Annotated in this window: 20 protein-coding genes; 17 read left to right on the top strand and 3 right to left on the bottom strand. The window is 66.8% G+C overall.

Annotated elements, in window-relative coordinates; translation table 11 throughout:
• The first annotated feature begins 32 nt into the window (after positions 1-32).
• From dnaK to L978_RS02045, 9 genes are all read left to right on the top strand, one after another.
• A complete protein-coding gene (dnaK, locus tag L978_RS02085; protein ID WP_047519808.1) occupies positions 33-1,898 on the top strand; it encodes a molecular chaperone DnaK in 1,866 nt (621 codons plus the stop codon).
• A 2-nt stretch (positions 1,899-1,900) separates the two neighbouring features.
• Positions 1,901-2,554, top strand: a complete 654-nt coding sequence (locus L978_RS02080) for a nucleotide exchange factor GrpE (RefSeq protein ID WP_047519806.1) — start codon at positions 1,901-1,903, stop codon at positions 2,552-2,554.
• Between the two features lie 7 nt (positions 2,555-2,561).
• Entirely contained in the window at positions 2,562-3,545 is a 984-nt protein-coding gene (locus L978_RS02075) for a DnaJ C-terminal domain-containing protein (protein WP_047519804.1), read from the top strand.
• A 40-nt stretch (positions 3,546-3,585) separates the two neighbouring features.
• Positions 3,586-3,999 (top strand): heat shock protein transcriptional repressor HspR, encoded by a 414-nt coding sequence (locus L978_RS02070; protein WP_131493656.1) that lies wholly within the window; start codon positions 3,586-3,588, stop codon positions 3,997-3,999.
• 49 nt (positions 4,000-4,048) lie between these two features.
• Positions 4,049-4,711 carry a GntR family transcriptional regulator gene (locus L978_RS02065; RefSeq protein WP_047519800.1) on the top strand — a complete coding sequence of 221 codons (663 nt, stop codon included), beginning with the start codon at positions 4,049-4,051 and terminating at the stop codon, positions 4,709-4,711.
• 121 nt (positions 4,712-4,832) lie between these two features.
• Positions 4,833-5,801 (top strand): tripartite tricarboxylate transporter substrate binding protein, encoded by a 969-nt coding sequence (locus tag L978_RS02060; protein ID WP_047519798.1) that lies wholly within the window; start codon positions 4,833-4,835, stop codon positions 5,799-5,801.
• Positions 5,802-5,888: 87 nt separating this feature from the next.
• A complete protein-coding gene (locus L978_RS02055; RefSeq protein ID WP_052193266.1) occupies positions 5,889-6,467 on the top strand; it encodes a tripartite tricarboxylate transporter TctB family protein in 579 nt (192 codons plus the stop codon).
• Entirely contained in the window at positions 6,464-8,119 is a 1,656-nt protein-coding gene (locus L978_RS02050; protein ID WP_047519796.1) for a tripartite tricarboxylate transporter permease, read from the top strand. Before L978_RS02055 ends, L978_RS02050 begins: the two co-directional genes overlap by 4 nt.
• On the top strand, positions 8,116-8,985 hold the full coding sequence (locus L978_RS02045) for a dihydrodipicolinate synthase family protein (protein ID WP_047519794.1): 870 nt from the start codon (positions 8,116-8,118) through the stop codon (positions 8,983-8,985). The genes L978_RS02050 and L978_RS02045 overlap by 4 nt, the downstream gene beginning before the upstream one ends.
• Positions 8,986-9,019: 34 nt before the next feature.
• Here L978_RS02045 and L978_RS02040 read toward each other — a convergent pair whose 3' ends face one another.
• On the bottom strand, positions 9,020-9,952 hold the full coding sequence (locus tag L978_RS02040) for a hypothetical protein (protein WP_052193265.1): 933 nt from the start codon (positions 9,950-9,952) through the stop codon (positions 9,020-9,022).
• Between the two features lie 71 nt (positions 9,953-10,023).
• On the opposite strand from L978_RS02040, the gene L978_RS02035 reads away from it, so the two are divergent.
• From L978_RS02035 to L978_RS02010, 6 genes are all read left to right on the top strand, one after another.
• Positions 10,024-11,172: a DUF4185 domain-containing protein gene (locus tag L978_RS02035; protein WP_047519792.1), complete on the top strand. Its 1,149-nt coding sequence runs from the start codon at positions 10,024-10,026 to the stop codon at positions 11,170-11,172.
• Between the two features lie 154 nt (positions 11,173-11,326).
• The gene (locus tag L978_RS02030) at positions 11,327-12,694 is read left to right on the top strand and encodes an ABC transporter substrate-binding protein (protein WP_047519790.1); all 1,368 of its coding nucleotides are present in this window, start codon (positions 11,327-11,329) and stop codon (positions 12,692-12,694) included.
• Positions 12,695-12,764: 70 nt separating this feature from the next.
• Positions 12,765-13,691, top strand: coding sequence for a carbohydrate ABC transporter permease (locus L978_RS02025; protein ID WP_047519788.1), 927 nt, complete (start codon positions 12,765-12,767; stop codon positions 13,689-13,691).
• A 1-nt stretch (position 13,692) separates the two neighbouring features.
• Positions 13,693-14,589 (top strand): carbohydrate ABC transporter permease, encoded by an 897-nt coding sequence (locus tag L978_RS02020; protein WP_047519786.1) that lies wholly within the window; start codon positions 13,693-13,695, stop codon positions 14,587-14,589.
• Between the two features lie 30 nt (positions 14,590-14,619).
• Positions 14,620-15,720, top strand: coding sequence for a DUF4185 domain-containing protein (locus tag L978_RS02015; protein ID WP_047519784.1), 1,101 nt, complete (start codon positions 14,620-14,622; stop codon positions 15,718-15,720).
• A 131-nt stretch (positions 15,721-15,851) separates the two neighbouring features.
• A complete protein-coding gene (locus L978_RS02010) occupies positions 15,852-16,292 on the top strand; it encodes a DoxX family protein (protein WP_081996892.1) in 441 nt (146 codons plus the stop codon).
• A gap of 3 nt (positions 16,293-16,295) precedes the next feature.
• On the opposite strand, the gene L978_RS02005 is transcribed toward L978_RS02010, so the two are convergent.
• Positions 16,296-17,429 (bottom strand): glycoside hydrolase family 172 protein, encoded by a 1,134-nt coding sequence (locus tag L978_RS02005; protein ID WP_047519782.1) that lies wholly within the window; start codon positions 17,427-17,429, stop codon positions 16,296-16,298.
• Positions 17,430-17,530: 101 nt separating this feature from the next.
• Between L978_RS02005 and L978_RS02000 the strand changes: the two genes are divergently transcribed.
• Positions 17,531-18,514 carry a LacI family DNA-binding transcriptional regulator gene (locus L978_RS02000; RefSeq protein WP_047519780.1) on the top strand — a complete coding sequence of 328 codons (984 nt, stop codon included), beginning with the start codon at positions 17,531-17,533 and terminating at the stop codon, positions 18,512-18,514.
• 6 nt (positions 18,515-18,520) lie between these two features.
• Here the strand turns inward: L978_RS02000 and L978_RS18190 are convergent, their stop codons facing one another.
• On the bottom strand, positions 18,521-18,970 hold the full coding sequence (locus L978_RS18190; protein WP_156118207.1) for a hypothetical protein: 450 nt from the start codon (positions 18,968-18,970) through the stop codon (positions 18,521-18,523).
• A gap of 194 nt (positions 18,971-19,164) precedes the next feature.
• On the opposite strand from L978_RS18190, the gene L978_RS01990 reads away from it, so the two are divergent.
• A partial coding sequence (locus tag L978_RS01990; protein WP_047519818.1) for an FGGY family carbohydrate kinase occupies positions 19,165-19,689 on the top strand: 525 nt, incomplete at its 3' end.

The following is a 19,689-nucleotide window of genomic DNA, read 5'->3' as shown; positions in this document are numbered from 1 at the left end:
TCCCAACGAACTTCCAACAAAGGAGAGAACACATGGCACGTGCTGTCGGTATCGACCTCGGAACCACCAACTCCGTCGTCAGCGTCCTCGAGGGTGGCGAGCCCAAGGTCATCGCCAACGCCGAGGGCTTCCGCACGACCCCCTCGGTCGTGGCCTTCACCAAGGACGGGGAGGTGCTCGTCGGTGAGACCGCGAAGCGCCAGGCCGTCACCAACGTCGACCGGACGATCGCTTCCGTCAAGCGCCACATGGGCACCGACTGGAGCTTCGACGTCGACGGCAAGAAGTGGACGCCGCAGGAGATCTCCGCGCGCATCCTCATGAAGCTCAAGCGCGACGCCGAGGCGTACCTGGGTGACACCGTGACCGATGCGGTCATCACCGTCCCCGCGTACTTCAACGACGCCGAGCGTCAGGCCACCAAGGAGGCCGGGGAGATCTCGGGTCTCAACGTCCTGCGCATCATCAACGAGCCGACCGCGGCCGCTCTGGCCTATGGCCTCGACAAGGGCAAGGAAGACGAGCTCATCCTGGTCTTCGACCTCGGTGGCGGAACGTTCGACGTCTCGCTGCTCGAGGTGGGCAAGGACGACGACTTCTCCACGATCCAGGTGCGTGCGACCGCCGGTGACAACCGTCTCGGTGGAGACGACTGGGACCAGCGTCTCGTCGACTACCTGATCAAGCAGTTCAAGGAGACCACGGGCGTCGACGTCGCGGGCGACAAGATCGCGCTGCAGCGCCTCAAGGAGGCCGCGGAGCAGGCGAAGAAGGAGCTCTCCTCCTCCACCTCGACGAGCATCAACCTGCCGTACCTGTCGCTGACGGAGTCCGGCCCGGTCTCGCTCTCCGAGACGATCACCCGCGCGAAGTTCGAGGACCTCACGAAGGACCTGCTCGACCGCACCAAGAAGCCGTTCGAGGATGTCATCCGCGAAGCCGGCATCAAGGTGTCCGAGATCGACCACATCGTGCTCGTCGGTGGTTCCACCCGTATGCCCGCGGTCGCCGAGCTCGTCAAGCGCGAGACCGGCAAGGACGCGAACAAGGGCGTCAACCCGGATGAGGTCGTCGCCGTCGGCGCCGCTCTCCAGGCCGGTGTCCTCAAGGGTGAGCGCAAGGATGTCCTCCTCATCGACGTCACCCCGCTGAGCCTCGGCATCGAGACCAAGGGCGGCATGATGACCAAGCTCATCGAGCGCAACACGGCCATCCCGACCAAGCGCAGCGAGACCTTCACCACGGCAGACGACAACCAGCCGTCCGTCGCGATCCAGGTCTTCCAGGGCGAGCGCGACTTCACCCGTGACAACAAGCCGCTCGGCACGTTCGAGCTCACGGGGATCGCTCCCGCTCCCCGTGGCATCCCGCAGATCGAGGTCACGTTCGACATCGACGCCAACGGCATCGTGCACGTGTCCGCCAAGGACAAGGGCACCGGCACCGAGAAGTCGATCGTCATCTCCGGCGGCTCCTCGCTGTCGAAGGAAGACATCGAGCGCATGGTGCGCGAGGCCGAGGAGCACGCGGCTGAGGACAAGGTGCGCCGTGAGGCCGCCGAGGTCCGCAACCAGGCCGAGACGCTCGCGTACTCGATCGACAAGCTGATCACCGAGAACGACGACAAGCTGCCCGAAGACGTGAAGACCGAGGTCAAGGCCGACGTCGAAGCGCTCAAGACGGCGCTGGCGGGCGAAGACGACGAGGCCGTGAAGACCGCGTTCGACAAGCTCAACCAGTCGCAGTCCAAGCTCGGCGAGGCCATCTACGCCTCCTCGCAGGCGGATGCTGCTGCCGATGCTTCGGCTGACGGCGAGGCCCCGACCGGTGACGCTCCCTCCTCCGACGAGGACGTCATCGACGCCGAGGTCGTCGACGACGAGGACGAGAAGAAGTAATCATGACGGACAAGAACTTCGACGAGAACCAGAATCCTGAGTCCGCCGAAGGTCGCAGCGAGGGGTCGGACGCTCAGGCGTCCGGCCCCGCGCCGCAGAACCCGGACTCCACCGAGGCGAAGGCCGCCGAGGGGTCGGACGAGACTCCTGAAGACGGTGTCGATGACCTCACGGTCGATGACATCCTCGGAGCGACGCAGACCGGTGAGGCCGCGGCGGAGGACGCCGTGCTCGCCGACCTCGAGTCGACGCTGCTGAACGATCTCAAGCGCCTCCAGGCCGAGTACGCGAACTACCGTCGTCGCACCGAGGAGCAGCGCCAGGTCGAGATCGAGCGGGCGAAGGGCGAGGCCGCCAAGGGCCTCATCCCGGTGCTCGACGACCTCGACCGTGCCGCTCAGCACGGCGACCTGGTCGAGGGCACGCCCTTCGCCGTGATCGCCGAGAAGGTGCGTGCGGTCGTGGAGCGTCTCGGGGTGGCCGCATACGGCGAGAAGGGTGAGGAATTCGACCCTCAGCGCCACGAGGCCATCTTCCAGCAGCCGACCCCCGGCGCCGAGAAGACGACGATCCTCGAGGTCGTCGAGGTGGGCTACCGCCTCGGTGACATCGAGCTGCGCCCCGCGAAGGTCGTCGTCGCTGTCCCTGCGGAGTAGGTGATCGATGGCCAGCCAGGATTGGTTCGACAAGGACTTCTACAAGACCCTCGGGGTCTCCAAGGACGTCAGTGATGCGGATCTGAAGAAGACGTATCGCAAGCTCGCGCGGAAGTACCACCCGGACTCCAATCAGGGTGATGCCAAAGCAGAGGCGAAGTTCAAGGAGATCAGCGAGGCCTACTCGGTGCTCTCCGACGCCGAACAGCGCAAAGAGTACGACGAGATCCGCGCGATGGGCTCCGGCGCCCGCTTCACGGCGGGCGGCCAGGGCGCCGGCGGCTTCGAAGACGTGTTCAGCCGGTTCGGCCAGCAGGGCCGAGGGCAGACGGCCGACTTCGAGGACATCTTCGCGATGTTCAACCAGGGGCAGGGTGCGAGCTTCGGAGGCGGACGCTTCGGGCAGCCGAGCGGTGGCTACCGCGGCTTCGGCGGACCGCAGCGTGGTGCCGACGTCACCGCCCGCACGACGCTCGACTTCGTCACCGCCGTGCAGGGCGAGACCATCTCCCTGCAGGGTGACGACGGCAAGCCGTTCAAGGTGAAGATCCCTGCGGGCGTGGCAGACGGACAGAAGATCCGTCTGCGCGGTCGTGGCCGTCCCTCGCCCGACGGCGGGGAGAACGGCGACATCGTGGTGCAGATCTCGGTGCGCCCGCACCCCGTCTTCACGCGTGACGGGCTCAACCTGCGCGTCGTGGTCCCGGTGACCTTCACCGAGGCGACCCTCGGCGCGACGATCGAGGTCCCGACGCTCAGCGGTGACGTGGTCAAGCTCCGCGTCGCTCCCGGCACCCCCTCCGGGCGGGTGCTGCGCGTCAAGGGCCGCGGTGTGGCGACGGCGAAGGGAACCGGAGACCTGCTCGCCGAACTCCAGGTCGCCGTGCCCACGCACCTCGACGACGCCGCGCGGGAGGCCCTGGAGAAGTTCCAGGAGCTCGAGCCCACGGAGAATCCGCGGGCGGAGCTGATGGCGAAGGCGCGTCGATGACCGAGCGTCGAAGTGGGCACCGGGGTCGGAGGCGTTCATGATGAACGCTGACACCCCGGTGTTCGCGATCGCGGCGGCGGCCGAGCTCTCCGGTCTCCACCCGCAGACCCTGCGGCAGTACGACCGCATCGGACTCGTGGTCCCCGGACGGACGTCGGGTGGCTCGCGTCGGTACTCCGCCCGCAACATCGAACAGCTGCGCGAGGTCGCCCAGCTCTCTTCGGAAGGTGTGAGCCTCCCCGCGATCGCGCGTCTGCTCGACCTCGAAGACGAGAACCGGGCGCTGCGCAACCGCATCGCGGTACTCGAGAGCGCTCTGCGCACCGAGCGCGAGAACCGCCCCGGCGTGCGGGTGTTCGCCGCCGGATCCGCGGGGGTGGTGCCCGTGCCGAGCGGCCGTCGTATCCGCCGCTCGACCGACATCGTGCTCTGGGATCCGCGCGGACACGCCTAGACACCGATCTCGTGGTGTGTATCCTGTCAACAGTTAACAGGAGGTCACCATGACGCAGACCGTCACGCGCGGAGAATCCCTCGGCGCCCAGGTGGCACGGGTGCTCCGCCAGCGCATCGTGCGCGGCGAACTCGCCCCCGGCGCGCGGATCACCGAGGAAGCGCTCGCCGAGGAGTTCTCGGTCAGCCGTGGCCCCGTGCGCGATGCGCTCACCCAGTTGAGCTTCGAGAAGCTCGTCGAGGTGCAGCGTCCCCGCGGCGTGTACATCGTGGGACTCACGGGGGATGACGTCGATCAGCTGTACAGCCTGAGGGGTGCGCTCGAACAGCTCGCCCTCTCGCGGGCCATGCGCGTCGACGACGAGGCGCGCTGGGCCGCGATGGCGGCGGCCGTCGACCGCATGGGCGAGGCCGCGGACCGCGGCGACCATGCCGCATTCGTCACCGCGGATCTCGAGTTCCACTCGCAGATCTACGCGCTCGCCGATCACCCGCGTCTCGAGGGGGCATGGAATCAGTACCTCCCGACGTTCACCGCGCTGCTCGAGGTCACGATCAACCATGACGAAGACCTGCACGAGTCTTCCGATGATCACGTGACGCTCATGCAGGTGATGCGCACCGGCACGCCGGCGCAGGCGGCGAAGGTGCTGTCCGAGCATCTCGACGGTGCTCGTCGACGCATGCTGAGCGAGATCGCCACCCACGCCTGAGGGCAGGGCCGTGCCTGCGGCCCTCGCGGCGCACGTATCGTCCGAGTGTTGACTGTTAACAGTCAACACTGCTACGGTCGGGGGAGTCGACAACAAGGTCGACCCACGTAGAGGAGCAAAGATGCCCCGCAAGCGCATCACCCGGGCGGCTGCCGCGATCGCCGCCCTCGCAGCCACCGCTCTCATCGTCTCGGCCTGCACCAAGGTCGAAGAGGGCGAGGGCGCCGAATCGACCTACCCGGAGACGGACATCCGGCTCATCATCCAGGCCAATCCCGGCGGAGGATCAGACCTCTCGTCGCGCGCACTCGCCACGGAGCTGGAGAAGATCCTCGACGTCAGCGTCATCCCCGAGAACATGCCGGGTGCCGCCGGAGCGCTCGCGATGGAGTACGTCGGCGCGCAGGATCCGGACGGCTACGTCATCGGATTCGCGCCCGTCGAGATCGCGATGCTGAACACCACGCAGAGCGCGGACGTGCTGCCGGACGACTTCGACCTGCTCGGCCAGATCATGCTCGCCCCCGGCGTCGTCACCGTCGGCGCGAACAGCGGGATCGAGACGCTGGAAGACCTCGTCGCCCAGGCGCAGTCCGGCGCCGTCACGGTCGCGAACTCCGGAGCCGGCTCCATCTGGGAGGCGGCGACCCTCGGACTCGGTGCCGCGACCGAGGCCGACTTCACTCCGGTGCCCTACGACGGCGGAGCGACGGCCGTCGCTGCGGCCGCATCCGGCGAGACCGTCGCAGCCGTCTCCGGCCTCGGCGAGGCCCTCGCACAGGGTGACGCGGTGCGCATCCTCGCCGTCATGAACGACGAGCGCCACCCCGACGCGGAAGACGTCGAGACTGTCGAAGAGGCCATCGGTGAAGACGTCGTCTTCGGAGGCTGGGGCGGCATCTACGCCCCCAAGGGTCTGCCCGACGACGTGAAGTCGACGCTCGAAGCCGCCGTCAAGGAGGCCGTCGAATCCGACAGCTACCAGAAGTTCCAGGCCGACGCCGGAAACCTGGTCGTGTACCGCGACTCCGCCGAATGGACGACGTTCGTCGACGAGCAGTTCGACCTCTTCAAGGACCTCCTGGGCTGAGGAGCCCGGTAGAGAAGACTGCGGGGCCGGGCTCATCACCGGCCCCGCAGTGCTCTCCTTCAGTTCTCGGATCACGAAAGGAGCATCATGTCGACCTCTGCATCGGATGCCTCCGCAGCGGACGGCTCCGCATCGGACGCCTCTGCGGTCGATGTCTCTGCGGGCGACGAGTACCAGGGTGCGACCGCGTCGCGACCTCTCGAGATCGTCTTCGCCGTCCTCGCCCTGGCGTTCACCGCCGGATACCTCTTCCTCTCGACGCAGATCCCGCTGCGCCGCGAGGCCGCTCCGGGTCAGATCGATGCCCGCTTCTGGCCGCTCGTCATCGGGGTCACCGGAGTCGTCGTCGCCATCGCGCTGCTCGCCATCGCGATCACCCGCCCCGCACCCGGCCGTGACGACCTCGAGCGCATCCAGCCCGGAGGCTACCTGCGCGTGATCGCCACGCTGGTGATCACGGGCGCCTTCATCGCGCTGTGGTCGCTGGGATCGGTCATCCTCTTCGGGTACCGCATCGAGGTCTTCCCGATCGCCGCAGCCCTGCTGATGGCCTCCCTCATGCTCCTCTACGGTCACCGCCGCTGGCTGAGCCTGATCATCTACTCCGCCTCCGTCACGGCGTTCGTCTACGTCGTGTTCGGGCTGCTCCTGAGGATCCCCCTGTGAACGCGCTCCTGGAGGGGCTGAACTCGCTCCTCGACATCTCGATCCTGCTCTACATGCTCGTCGGCCTCATGCTCGGCTTCATGGTCGGCGCCTTCCCCGGCATCACCGCGACCATGGCCGTCGCCCTCGCCGCGGGATTCACCATGACCCTCGAGCCCGTGCAGGGCCTCGCCGTGCTGCTGACGATCTACGTCGCGGCGAACTTCGGCGATCGGGTGCCGTCCATCCTCATCAACACCCCGGGGACGCCCGCCTCCATCGCCACCACCCTCGACGGCTATCCGATGGCCAAGCAGGGCAGGGCAGGTCTCGCGCTCACCATCTCCGCGATCGTCTCGGCCGTCGGGATCCTCGCCTCGCTGGTGCTGTTCGCGGTCGCGGCCGTCCCGATCGCCAGCTTCGCCCGCGATTACTTCAAGTCCCCCGAGCTGTTCGCCCTCGTGGTGTTCGGAATCTCGATCATGATCGGCATCTCGTCGAAGTCGATGCTCAAGGGCATCCTCGCCGGGCTCTTCGGCCTCATGCTCGGCACCGTCGGCACCTACGCCGCGACGGCCGATCAGCGCTTCACCTTCGGGGTGCTCGACCTCGTCGAGGGCGTGAACTTCATCGCCGTGATCATCGGCCTCTTCGGCATCGCGGAACTCTTCGACCAGTTGCTCACGCATCGCGCGTCCCGCGTGCGTCCCATCTCCAGCCTCGGTCGCTGGCTGCCGAACAGGTCCGAGCTGAAGGAGAGCGGTCGTGCCACGGCGGTCGGTGGCGCGGTCGGACTCGGCGTCGGTCTCATCCCCGCCGCGGGCGGTGACATCGCCGGTCTCATCGGGTGGGAACGGGCGCGCAAGGTGTCGAAGCGTCCGGAGATGTTCGGCAAGGGATCGATCGAGGGCGTCGCCGCGTCCGACAGCGCTTCCAGCGCGACCTTGGGCGGCTCCCTCACCACGACCATGGCACTCGGCATCCCCGGCGACTCCGTGATGGCCGTGATGATCGGCTCCATGATCATCTGGGGCATCACACCCGGACCCACCCTCTTCACGAACCGCCCCGACCTGGTCGTCTCGATCGTCGGCATCATGCTGATCGCGACGATCCTGTCCCTCGCTCTGAGCCTGGTGCGGATGAAGGGCATGGTGAAGCTGCTCGATGTGCCGCAGCCGTACCTGTGGAGCGGCATCCTGATCTTCTGCATCATCGGCACCTACGCCACCTCCAACAGCCTCTCGACCGTGGTGACGATGCTCGTCTTCGGTGTGATCGGGGTGATGCTCAAGCGCATGCAGGTGCCGGCCGGCCCCGTGGTGCTCGGGCTCCTGCTCGGACCGCTCGCCGAAGAGAACCTCGCCCGCACGCTGGCCATCCTGCCCACGCGTCCGTTCTTCGAGGTCGTCAGCCCCATCGCGCTCGTGCTCCTCGCCCTGGCCGTGCTCTCGATCGTGATGCCGGCGATCCGTGCCGCTCGTCGCCCCCGTGCCGAGCGCGGCTCCCTCGCGGATTCGATCCTCCACGACGACAGCATCCAGCAGATCGAGAAGGCGCACGACGAGCTCGCCGCGCAGCCCGACCTGCTCACCTCCACCGTCCGCAACATCGACGCCCCGAAGCGTCGAGCCCGCACGTCCCGCAAGAACTCCGAGGAGACCGAGAAGTGACCCGCTACGACATCCTGACCGCCGTGCCCACCGCGTTCCACCGCGACGGCACCCTCGACATCGAGGGTTCGCGTGCGATCTTCCGATTCGTCGCCGACTCGGGGAACGAGGGGGCCTTCGTGCTCGGAACGACGGGGGAGTTCCCCGCTGTGGACGCCGGCGAGTTCGCGGCCATCGTGGAAGCCGCGCTGGCCGAGTTGAAGGAGCGGATGCGCGTGGTCGTGCATGTCGGTCGGCCCAGTACCTTCGAGGCCGTGCGCCTCACCCGCATCGCCCGTGAGCTGGGCGCCGTCGAGTTCGCCGCGCTCACGCCCTACTACCTGAAGGCGACGGACGACTCGATCTTCGAGTACTACCGTGCGGTGTCGGACGTCGTCGGCGACGGGCGCCTGTACGTGTACATCTACCCGGCGCGGAGTGGAAACCCGGTGTCGCCGGAGCTCCTCGTGCGGCTCGCGGAGCTGCCCAACGTCGTGGGAGCCAAGATCAGCGAGCTCTCACTCGACGACATCGCCGCCTACCGTGCCGTCGTGCCCCCCGACTTCGAGCTCTACACCGGCGCCGACCGCGACCTGATCGCTGCCGTCGAGGTGGGCGCCCAGGGTGTCGTCTCCGGGGTGTCATCCGTGACGCCGAAGCCGTTCCGCGCCCTCGCCGACGCCGGGCGGTCGGGGGATGCGGCAGCCATCACCGCTGCGCAGGCCGCGGTCGACGATGTGGTCGCCCTCATCGGCGGCGACATGGCGCGCATGAAGGAGGCCTACCGCGTGCTCGACGTGGTCGACACGCACTGCCGCATGGCGATCGCCGAGCCGAGTGCCGCCGAGCGCACCGCCGTCGCCGAGGTGGTGGCCGCGCACCGGTGAGGCGGTTGCCGGTGAGACGGGCGCCTCGCGCTCCTCAAAGGGGTTCGACGGAGAACCGGAACGCCGCTCCCTGACGGAACGGCTCGATGATCTCGAAGTTCTCGTAGGCGGGGCCGCCAGGGATCGGCGCGGCGCTCGCCCAGTAGGACCACCGCGCGTTCACCACTGCCTCGAGCTCGGGGTGGGGGTCGTCGACCCGCCACGTCTGCACCGCGCGTCGGCCGAGGAACCGCCAGTGCTCCGCGGTGTCGGCGGAGTGATCGACCGACCAGGGATCCTCCTCGTCACCCGTCGCGCTCACGACCGCCCCTTTCCCCTCGCGCGTGAGTTCGGCGAGGGGGAAGCGTCCATGCCGGGTGAATCCGGTGCCGGAGCAGTTCGGCCACAGCTCTGCGGGTGTCACGGCACGGTCGGCGAGCTGAAGTCGCCGCAATCGCGCCCAGTTCCCCATCGTCGCCGTGAGGATCAGGTGGGAGAGGGCGACGGACCTCTCAGTGGCGAAGCCGGCCACCTCCACTTCGTGTGGACGGTCCGCGAAGAAGCGCACCCGGACGCTCACGTCGGCTCCGTTGTCGAATCGTTCGACCCCGATCCACACGGTGAGCGTCTCGATGCCGTCGACCGTGGCGATCCGCCCGCGTGCCGGGGGCCGGGACGAGGGGGTCCGTGCACTCGCGGCGTCATCCGCTGACCAGAAGCGCTTCCCTCGCTCGCCGGTGTCGAGAGTGCTCTGCTCCAGCTCCGAGAAACCGCGCTCGGCTGCGCCCAGGGGAATCGGCTCGACGGCGAGGAAGTTGATCAGCCGCTCGCGGGGGTGTTCGAGGTACGGGGTGAAGATCCGGATCAGGCCTCGGGGACCGGGGAGCGGGGGGATGCCGATCTGGAGACCTTCGACGTGTCCCCAGCGGGGCTCGGACACCGGGTCGCCGGAGGGGCGCAGCCAACCGGGGAAAGAGGAGTCTGACATGCCGAAGACCCTAGTGTGTTGAAATCGATTTCGCTAGATTCGAGGTCATTCGTCATCGATCGAGGAGGATCATGCCCCGTGTCATCACCGCATCTCGCCCCGCTGCACTCGCGGCATCCGTCGTCGTTCTCCTCGGTCTCGCGGGGTGCGCCGGAGACGGCCCCGTGAACGTCGACTCCGACCCGGACAAGCCTTTCGTCCTCGACGGGGTTTCTGATCTCACCGAGATCGCTCAGCTCACCGGCCCCGACGCGATGAACGACACCGCCGCGGTCTCCGTCGCCGGTACCGACCTCGGCTCGATGACGAATGTCGGTGACAAGACGTTCTTCTTCTTCGGTGACACCTTCGGCGAACGTGACCCCGAGTCGATCGGCGGTCAGGGCGGCTTCTGGCGTTCCAACGTCGCTGCCTGGACCACGGACGACGACCCCTCGGACGGGATCGACTTCGACGGGTGGGTGGAGGACGACATCGGCCTCGCCGCCCCGCTCATCGAGGGCGACCATGATGCGAACGGGGCAGGGGGTGAGGTCACGAAGATCCCCACGTACGGCTTCGCTATCGGCGACACGATCTACGTCTCATACATGTCGGTGCGGTTCTGGGGGGAACCGGGGGTGTGGGAATCGAACTACTCCGCCCTGATCGTCTCGCGGGATGACGGGCGCACCTGGTCTCCGGTCGAGGGGGTCGAGTGGCCGGGGGACTCGAACTTCGTGCAGTTCGCGACCGCCGAGGTGAGAGAGGGCGGCCAGGACTGGATCTACTTCTGGTCGATCCCCTCCGGGCGGTTCGGTGGGGTGCAGCTGATGAGGGTGCCCGCCGCCGAGGACGCGGTCGAGGAGCAGGCGTCCTACTCGTACTTCGCCGGCCTCGATGGCGACACGCCCCGATGGAGCGATGAGCTGAGCGATGCCGAGACCATCCTCGAGGGAACGATCGGCGAGCTCTCGGTGATGTGGTCCACCTATCTGGAGCGCTGGATCATGACCTACTCGGATGCCGGCAGCGCCTATATCCGGGAAGGCCTCACGCCGTGGGGTCCGTGGGGCGAGGCGATCGAGCTCGTGCCCCGTGCCGAGTATCCGGGGCTCTACTCGCCGTATCTGAACCCGCGATACGTCACCGAGGACGGTCGGCGGATCTACTTCACGCTGTCGCTGTGGGACCCGTACAACGTCTTCTGGTTCTCCGCCGACCTGGAGCGCTCGCGCTGATCGAGGCGCGAATCGAGCCTTGCGCATGAAATCGATTTCGCCTACTCTGGCGCTACCCGGTCACTGAGGATCCACGGGCACGGCCGGTGCTCGTCGGCGGCAGCCGAACACACAGCAGCGACTCGATGAGGAGTCCGTTCCTGAGGAGGAACCCATGAGAATAACCACTCGTACGCGCAGGGTCACGCTCGCCGCTCTCGGCGCGCTCACCGTCGGCGCCATGCTCGCCGCCTGCGGCTCCGGCACACCCGGCGAGTCGGCAGGCGGCGACGGCGGCGCAGACGGCGTCACCACCGTCCAGTTCTGGCATCGCACGTTCACCCCCGTGGAGAACGAGTGGTACGCCGACATCGTCAAGAAGTTCAACGCCTCGCAGGACGAGATCAAGGTCGTCGACACCGAAGTGCCCGCCGACGCCTGGGATCAGAAGATGAAGGCCGCGCAGGCCGCCGGCAAGGCGCCCGACATTTACACCAGCTCCGCCAACCTCTACGACCTGGTGAACGCCGGTTCCGTGCACGAGCTGGACTCGATCGTCCCCCAGGAGGCGCTGGATGAGATCCTCGACAACGCCACCTCCATCTCCGAGATCGACGGCACCCACTATGCCTACCCGCTGCTGCTCGAGCCGCAGACCGTGCTGTTCTGGAACACCGACCTCCTCGACGCCGCGGGCGTCGACTCGTCGAAGGCTCCGGAGACCTGGGAGGACCTGCTGGCGGCCTGCGTCAAGATCCAGCCGACGCTGTCCGACGGGCAATACTGCATCTCCCCGGCCCAGGATGCCGTGACCATGGCCTGGTCCACCGTGGGGCAGCAGTACAACTTCGCGGGTCACCTCGCACTCACGGACGACTGGACCGCCCCTGCCATCGACAACGACGGCTACCGCTCTCTGATGGAGCAGTACAAGGAGCTCTGGGACAAGGGGTACATGCCCAAGCAGCCGCTGGCCGCGTACGTCGCAGGCGAGGACTTCGGCCAGCAGAAGGTCGCGTTCAAGGTCTCCGGATCGTGGATGATGTCCGAGATCGGGTCGGACTACCCCGACCTGCTCACCAAGACCGGGGTGGGTGCCTTCCCGAGCTCCCCGGACGCGGACGGGCGCACCGCCACGACGATGGGGAACTTCACGTGGGTCGTCGACGCCAAGAGCAAGGCGCCGGAGGCTGCCGGCGAGTTCCTCTCGTGGGCCATCGCCGGTGACCCGGAGAACCTCGTTCCGTTCTTCGTGAACACGCAGTTCACCAAGGTCCCCGTGCGGCAGTCGGTGCAGGATGCGGTCGCCGCGAGCGAAGAAGCCGCGAACGCACCGTGGTCGAGCATCATCGTCGACGACATCGCCCCGGATGCCATCCCCGGATCCACCTACCCCTGGGACGTCAACCTCGCTGTCGGAACCGCGATGGAATCGGTGATGAAGGGCTCCGCCTCGATGGATGACGCGATCAAGACCGCGAACGCGGCGATCCAGACCGTCATCGATCGCGACGGACTGCCCGACAAGGCGCCGAAGAACTGACACCGCTCACCGTCCGGGGTCGGGTTCCGGCCCCGGACGGTCACGCATCCGAAGACACGACGAGGTGGGTATGGCCAGTCAGGCTGTGGAAGAGCGTAGGGCGATCCGGCAGCGGCAGAATCGCTATCGCTATCGAGACAACAAGACCGCTTACTGGTTCCTGCTGCCCCTCGTGGTGCTGCTCGGGATCTTCGTCATCTGGCCCGCGATCTATGCCGGATACCTGTCCTTCCAGGACTGGAGCTTCTACAAGGATCCGGAGTTCGTCGGCGTCCGCAACTACACCAACGTGCTGAAGGACCCGCTGTTCCTGGCGACGATCGGGCGAGGATTCGCCTTCGTGCTGCTCACCGTGCCGATCATGCTCGTCCTCGCCTTCCTGTTCGCGAGTCTCGTGGTCAGCGTCTCACGTCGCGCCGCCAGCCTGCTCAAGGTGAGCATCTACATCCCGACGATCATCTCCGCCGTGATCGCATCGATCATCTTCGTGCTCATCTACAACTACTCCGGTGGTCTCCTCAATGCCTTCCTCGGCGTCTTCGGTATCGAACCGATCGCCTGGATCGGGGATCCGAAGTGGGCGCTGCTGGCGATCGCGGTTCCCGCCATCTGGCTCGGTATGGGGCTGACCTCGCTGATCATGGTCGCCGCGATGGTCGACATCCCGGCGGAGTACTACGAAGCTGCCGCGATGGAGGGGGCGAACTGGGGACAGAGGACGGCGTACATCACGATCCCGCAGATGAAGAACGTGGTTCTCTACCTGCTCATCACCGGATTCGTGGCCGCGATCCAGCAATTCGAACTCCCCCTCGTCATGACCCAGGGCGGGCCCCTGGACTCGACGACTCTGCCCAACCTCTTCATCTTCAATCACTTCCGCAACGACGTGAACGTCGGCTACTCGATCGCTGCGGCCCTGTTGCTCTTCGTCGTGCTGGGAACGATCTCCGCTCTCGTGTTCAAGTTCGTCAATTCCGAGAGGCTGGTGGATTGAGATGGCCGTCATGCAGGAGACCACCCGCATCGTCCTCGCAGGCAAGGAGCCGCGTGCGCCGCGGAGGGCTCCGCGCACCGCCGGCGGCTGGCTCGTCGTCCTCGGGAAGGTGATCCTCGGCGCCCTCTTCGTCGGAGCCTCGCTCTTCCCGCTCGCCTGGATGGTGATCGCCGGCTTCAAATCCAAGACCGAGGTCGTCGAGACACCGTTCCAGTTCTTCCCCGAGGTGTGGCTGTGGGAGAACTACACGCAGATCCTGGCCGACCCCACGTTCCTGCGGACGCTCGCGTGGACGTTCTTCGGCGCCGTGCTTTTCACGGTCGGGAGTCTCGCGGTCAATTCCCTCGCCGCATACACCTTTGCCCGGTTGGACTTCCGCTTCAAGGGCGCGATCTGGACCATCGTGATCACGACGATGTTCATCCCCGGGATGACGATCCTGCTCACGAGCTTCATCGTCGTGACCCGTCTCTCGATGCTCGACACCCTGGCAGTGCTGGTGATCCCGGGACTCGCGAGCGCGGGCATGGTGTTCTTCATCCGCCAGTTCTATCTGAACATCCCGAAGAGTCTCGAAGAGGCGGCGATGCTGGACGGCTGCGGTCGCTTCGGCATCTTCGTGCGGATCTTCCTGCCGCTGTCGAAGCCGCCCTTCGTCGTGATGGGCATCACCGCGTTCCTCGCCTACTGGAACTCCTATGTCTGGCCGATCCTGACGATCACTTCCCCCGACAAGTTCGTGCTCCAGCAGTATCTGGCGACGTTCCGGTCCGAGCGCAGCACCGAGCTCGGCTTGTTGATGGCCGGATCCGTGCTCGCCGCCGCCCCGGTGATCATCCTGTTCCTGATCTTCCAGCGACAGATCATCGGCAACATCAAGATGGCAGGTCTCAAGTAGCCACACGCGCGGTACCGAAAGGAGAGGTCGATGGAGACCGAGAACACGCAGGGACCACGGATCAGCCGCAGGGGAGTCCTGCAGGGAGCGGTGGCGGCGGGAGCGGCGTTCTTCGCCGCGACCGCCCTGCCGAGTCCGGCCGCAGCCGCCGGGCTGACCGTCACGCGGGTCAAGGTGCTCGCCGGCACCCAGAGCCCCGTGCAGTACGGGATCGGGGCGACCGACCTCGGCATCCCCGCCCCCACTCCGGACGGGCGGATGCTGTTCATGTTCGGCGACACCTGGGCCGACGGAGTCGGTGGCACGAACTGGCGCTCGCCCGTCGCGCTGTACTCCTCGACGACGAACCTCGCCGCCGGCGTCACCTTCGACGGATGCGCGGGAGCCGGAGCGAACACGCAAGGCACCGCTCCGCAGCTCTGGTACTACCCCCACGACGCCTACTTCACGACGGTCATCCCCTCGGACGTGATCACGATCGGCTCGCGGATGTATCTGCACGCCATCGTGAACGGCCCGCATTTCGGCGCCGTGCGCTGGACCGAACTGTGGAAGTCCGACGACAACGGCGCGACCTGGCAGCACACCGGCCTGCAGTTCCCGGCCGACATGGCCGGCGGCAGGTTCCAGTGCATCACCTGGGGTGAGGGCAACGACGGCTACGTGTACATCTACGGCACGGGGTTCCAGCGCGACAAGGGCATCGTGCTCTACCGGGTGCCGTCGAACGACATGACGACGCTGTCGGCCTATCAGCCCTGGGGCTTCGCGAACGGTTCCTGGGGATGGGGCAAACCCGTCACCGAGGTGCTGGCGGGACAGTTCGGTGAGATGTGTCTGCGCCCCCTGGGCGGCAAGTGGATACTCACCTGGTTCAACTCGGGGGCGTATCGGATCGACGCCATGGTACTGAACACCCCGACCGACAACCTCTACACCGCCACGAAGACCACCCTGCTGCACGGGACCGAATGGAACACGGAGGACGCCTCGCACGTCGCGCAGCTCTACGGTGGCTACATCATCCCCGGATCGACGCTGTCGGACCTGCACCTGAGCGTCAGCCAGTGGAACACGGGGGACAACAGCGTCTACCACTCCGAGCAGTTCCGCGTGCAGGGCCTGGTCTGACGCTGCTCTCCGCCACCGGAGCGAGCGGGAGGCGTCCAGGAGACGGAAAGCAACGCTTCCTAGCGTGGAGGCAGGGAACGACCCTGGTCCGCGCCCGGCGCGGGTGTCCTGCCACGAAGGAAGAACTCCTCATGACGAACACCAAAGCCCCCTCCGCCGCTGCCTCGATGGGCCTCCTGGTCCTCCGGGTCGTCGTCGGCGCGATCTTCGCCGCGCACGGCGCGCAGAAGATCTTCGAGTTCACGATTCCGGGAACCATCGGCAGCTTCGCCGACATGGGGGTGCCGTTGGCGGAGATCGCAGCCCCCGTCGTGGCGTTCCTCGAGCTCGTCGGCGGCATCCTGCTGATCCTCGGGTTCCTCACCCGTCCGGTCGGGATCCTGCTGACGATCGACATGGCCGTGGCCCTGGCCCTGGTGCATCTGCCTGCGGGGCTGTGGGTCGCTGAGGGCGGCTACGAGTTCGTCGCCGTGCTCGGGGTCGCCGCGCTGGCGCTCGCCCTCACCGGCGCGGGCAGATACTCGATCGACGGAGCCGCCCTGCGCGGACGCACCCCCGCCTGGCTCGCCTGAGCTTCAGTCGCGCGGATCACGCGGAGGCGTCGCGCCGATGTCCGGCACCGGTGCCGTTCCTAGGTGGACCTCCAGATCGTCGGCCGTCGGTGTCTTCGGACGCCGCGCGGTCGGGCGATCGAGGTAGAACAGGGCGGTCGACGCGATGTCGTCGCGCAGAGGAAGGTACCGCCATCCGCTGCGCCATCCGAGCGCCTGGATGTCGACTTTCGGGATGCCCGTCGCGAAGTGGATCGGATCGAGCAGGTGCCACCGGTACATACCGAACCGCTGCTGCGACACGTAGAGACCGTCGGGGCGGATGACCTGTGGCATCCCGAGGTACGGGGTCGAGAACTCGGTGTAGCCCTGACCCGGGATGTCGAAGTTCCACGCGCCGCCGAAGTAGTCCTCGGTGCCGGTGCCGCAGATCGTCGGGTAGTCGGTGTCGTCATCGAGGTAGAACTTGATCTCGCCCTCGCCCCACCATCCGTTGGAGTTCACTCCCCATGCGATGTAGGTGCCGACATACTGGCCCTGGCCCTCGATGCCTTCCAGGATCACATGCGGTGTGAGGTCCTCGAGCGGGTTCGACCGTCGCCACTGGGCGTGGAAGTAGGCATCGTTCGAATGGTCGCCGCCGATCTCGTACGTCACCTGGTAGTACACGCGCACATCGACGGCGGACGTGTTCTCGACGGTCAGTCGCGCGCCGTCCCGGAAGGGCATCGGCCAGTACGAGTTGAACCCGCCGTGGGGATTCGCAGCGATCGTCTGCGAGTTCACCTGAGCGAACACACCCCAGCCGTTGCAGAAGAAGTCGCCGTAGGGAACCTCGACCGCGGGTTCGTCCGAACCGTCCCAATAGGCCCGAAGAAGCAGGGTGCGCCAGTTGTCGGTGTGGGTCGTGATCCAGATGTGCGTGATCTTGCCCGGGCCGGCGATGTTCGCGAGCTCGAGGGTCTCCCCGGCCTGGATGTCCATGCTCGGGGAGATCTTCCAACCGGGGCCGAGGTCGCGGGCGCAGGAGGCGCCCGTTCCCTCGGTCGCCCGGCCGCCGCCCCCAGCGGAACCGTCGAAGTTCTCCGGCGAGATCGAACGGGTCTGGATCCGTCGCAACGCCGCGAGGGAGGCCAGATCAGAAGGTGCAGAAGTCATGGGCGCCAATGTAATCGATTTCATGAAGGAACACCAGAGAGCGATGCGTCCGCGATACTGTTGCTTCACGTCCGGCGGGGCCGGACAGGCTGTGAGGGTGCATGACCACGATCTACGACGTCGCTGAACTCGCCGGGGTCTCTCCTGCGACGGTTTCGCGCGTGTTCAACGGAACGAGTGTGTCCGAAGAGAAGGTGGCGGCCGTTCGGGACGCCGCGGAGAAGCTGAAGTTCACCCCGAACCGCACCGCCCGCACGCTGCGTCGCCAGAGCTCTGAGGTCATCGCGCTCGTGATTCCCGACATCGAGAATCCCTACTTCACCGAGATGGCGCGCGGCGTCGAGGATGTCGCCTCCGAGGCCGGATACTCGGTCGTGCTCTGCAACTCCGACGCGCAGGTCGAGAAGGAGGCGACGTACCTGCGGATCGCGATCGCCGAGCACATGTCCGGTGTCATCATCGCGACGGCCGACGAGCAGTCTGATCTCGACAGCATCCTCGCCACCGGGCGTCCGGTGGTCGCCGTCGACCGCAGCACGACCTATGACATCGACGGCGTCGTGATGGCGAACCGTGCGGCCGGCACGTCGGCGACGCGGGATCTGATCGACGCCGGGTACCGGCGCATCGCGTACATCGGCGGACCGGAGCACATCGACACCGCAGCGGAACGTGCAGCCGGCTGGCGTGCCGCACTCGCAGCTGCGCGCCCCGAGCTCGACCTCGATGAACTGGCACGCTTCGCGACATTCCGCGTCGACGGCGGGCGCGCCGCCATGGAAGAGCTGCTCGCGCTTCCCGAACCGCCCGATGCGGTCGTCGCGGGCAACAACCTCATCGGGGTCGGCGCGATCCAGGTGCTCACCGAGCACGGTCTCACCCCTCCTGAGGTCGGCGTCGCGGTCATCGGCTCGCTGCCGTTCACGACGCTGTCACCCACGGCGGTCACGGTGGTGCGACTGCCCGCGCGGCACATGGGAGTGACCGCAGCACGGATGCTGCTCGAGCGCATCAAGGGCGATCGCCAGCCCGCTCGCACGGTGGTGCTGCGCAACGAGATCCAGCCCGCCAGCCCGCGCGGCTGAGCGGGATCAGCGAGATCCCCCGAAACGCGTCGCGAGATTCGCGACCTCCTTGTCGAGGTCTTCGAGGCGACCGTCGATCGCGCCGAGCCGCGAGTCCAACTTCGAATCCATCGCGTCGAATCGCGCCTCGAACTTCGCGTCCACGCCCGAGAGTCTCGCGTCCAAGGTCTCGAATCGCGCGTCCATCGTCGCGAATCGCGCGTCCATGCTCTCGAAACGGGCGTCGAACTTCGCGTCTAGGGCTTCGAAACGCGCGTCGGACTTCGCGTCCATGCTCGAGGACTTCGCGTCCATGCTCGAGGACTTCGCGTCCATGCTCGAGAACTTCGCGTCCAGTTCGCTGCGGACGGAGGTGATCATCCGGTCGTTCTGCCGGATCACCATCGTGAGCGATCCCAGCATGAAGGCGGCGAAGACGCCGATCAGTGTCCAGATCTGGGGCTCGTTCAAATGCACATCTCCATCCTGCGAGTGAAAGCCCAGATTGTCACGGTATTCCGGTGCCGTATCGACGCGAACCCACGCTCTGTGGAGACCGCACTCCATGCGCGAAATGTGCAGGAACGACGTGGCTCCTTGCGGCATGAAATCGATTTCGCGTACAGTGGCCACAGGTTTCATATCCGAGCTCAGGATTCGAGGAGGACTCCATGCGCTGCACCCTCGGCGTCGACATCGGCACGTCCAGCAGCAAGGGTGTGCTCGTGGGCGTCGACGGCGAGATCATCGCGACGGCGACGCGCGCGCACGACGTCAGCCGCCCACGCACCGGCTGGGTGGAGATGGACGGCGACGTGTGGTGGGAGGAGTTCATCGCGATCACCCGCGAACTGCTCAGTGGAGCACCGGACGCGGAGGTCGTCGGGGTGGGGGTCAGTGGCATGGGGCCGTGCGTCCTCCTCGCCGACGATGACGACCTGCCGGTGCGTCCCGCCATCCTCTACGGCGTGGACACCCGCTCCGCCGCACAGATCGACCGCATGACGACCGAACTCGGTGCCGACGCGATCACGCGCGTCGGTGGATCCGTCCTGACCTCGCAGGCGGGTGGGCCCAAACTCCTGTGGGTGTCCGACGAGGAGCCGGCGGCGTGGGCCCGGGCGCGGCGCTTGTTCATGCCGGCTTCCTGGCTCGCCAGGAAGCTCACCGGCGCATACGTCCTCGACCACCAGTCC

Source organism: Microbacterium sp. ZOR0019 (assembly GCF_000800925.1).
Taxonomy (GTDB): Bacteria; Actinomycetota; Actinomycetes; order Actinomycetales; family Microbacteriaceae; genus Microbacterium; species Microbacterium aurugineum.
The sequence above is the reverse complement of the archived record's forward strand: the minus strand, read 5'-3'. Positions and strand labels throughout refer to the sequence as shown.

Coding starts and splice junctions, on each gene's coding strand:
- L978_RS02075 (WP_047519804.1), top strand. CDS start 2,562: ATGGCCAGCCAGGATTGGTTCGACAAGGACTTCTACAAGACCCTCGGG.
- L978_RS02035 (WP_047519792.1), top strand. CDS start 10,024: ATGCCCCGTGTCATCACCGCATCTCGCCCCGCTGCACTCGCGGCATCC.
- L978_RS02070 (WP_131493656.1), top strand. CDS start 3,586: ATGAACGCTGACACCCCGGTGTTCGCGATCGCGGCGGCGGCCGAGCTC.
- L978_RS02010 (WP_081996892.1), top strand. CDS start 15,852: ATGACGAACACCAAAGCCCCCTCCGCCGCTGCCTCGATGGGCCTCCTG.
- L978_RS02040 (WP_052193265.1), bottom strand. CDS start 9,952: ATGTCAGACTCCTCTTTCCCCGGTTGGCTGCGCCCCTCCGGCGACCCG.
- dnaK (WP_047519808.1), top strand. CDS start 33: ATGGCACGTGCTGTCGGTATCGACCTCGGAACCACCAACTCCGTCGTC.
- L978_RS02030 (WP_047519790.1), top strand. CDS start 11,327: ATGAGAATAACCACTCGTACGCGCAGGGTCACGCTCGCCGCTCTCGGC.
- L978_RS02015 (WP_047519784.1), top strand. CDS start 14,620: ATGGAGACCGAGAACACGCAGGGACCACGGATCAGCCGCAGGGGAGTC.
- L978_RS02020 (WP_047519786.1), top strand. CDS start 13,693: ATGGCCGTCATGCAGGAGACCACCCGCATCGTCCTCGCAGGCAAGGAG.
- L978_RS02065 (WP_047519800.1), top strand. CDS start 4,049: ATGACGCAGACCGTCACGCGCGGAGAATCCCTCGGCGCCCAGGTGGCA.
- L978_RS02005 (WP_047519782.1), bottom strand. CDS start 17,429: ATGACTTCTGCACCTTCTGATCTGGCCTCCCTCGCGGCGTTGCGACGG.
- L978_RS02080 (WP_047519806.1), top strand. CDS start 1,901: ATGACGGACAAGAACTTCGACGAGAACCAGAATCCTGAGTCCGCCGAA.
- L978_RS02055 (WP_052193266.1), top strand. CDS start 5,889: ATGTCGACCTCTGCATCGGATGCCTCCGCAGCGGACGGCTCCGCATCG.
- L978_RS02000 (WP_047519780.1), top strand. CDS start 17,531: ATGACCACGATCTACGACGTCGCTGAACTCGCCGGGGTCTCTCCTGCG.
- L978_RS02060 (WP_047519798.1), top strand. CDS start 4,833: ATGCCCCGCAAGCGCATCACCCGGGCGGCTGCCGCGATCGCCGCCCTC.
- L978_RS02025 (WP_047519788.1), top strand. CDS start 12,765: ATGGCCAGTCAGGCTGTGGAAGAGCGTAGGGCGATCCGGCAGCGGCAG.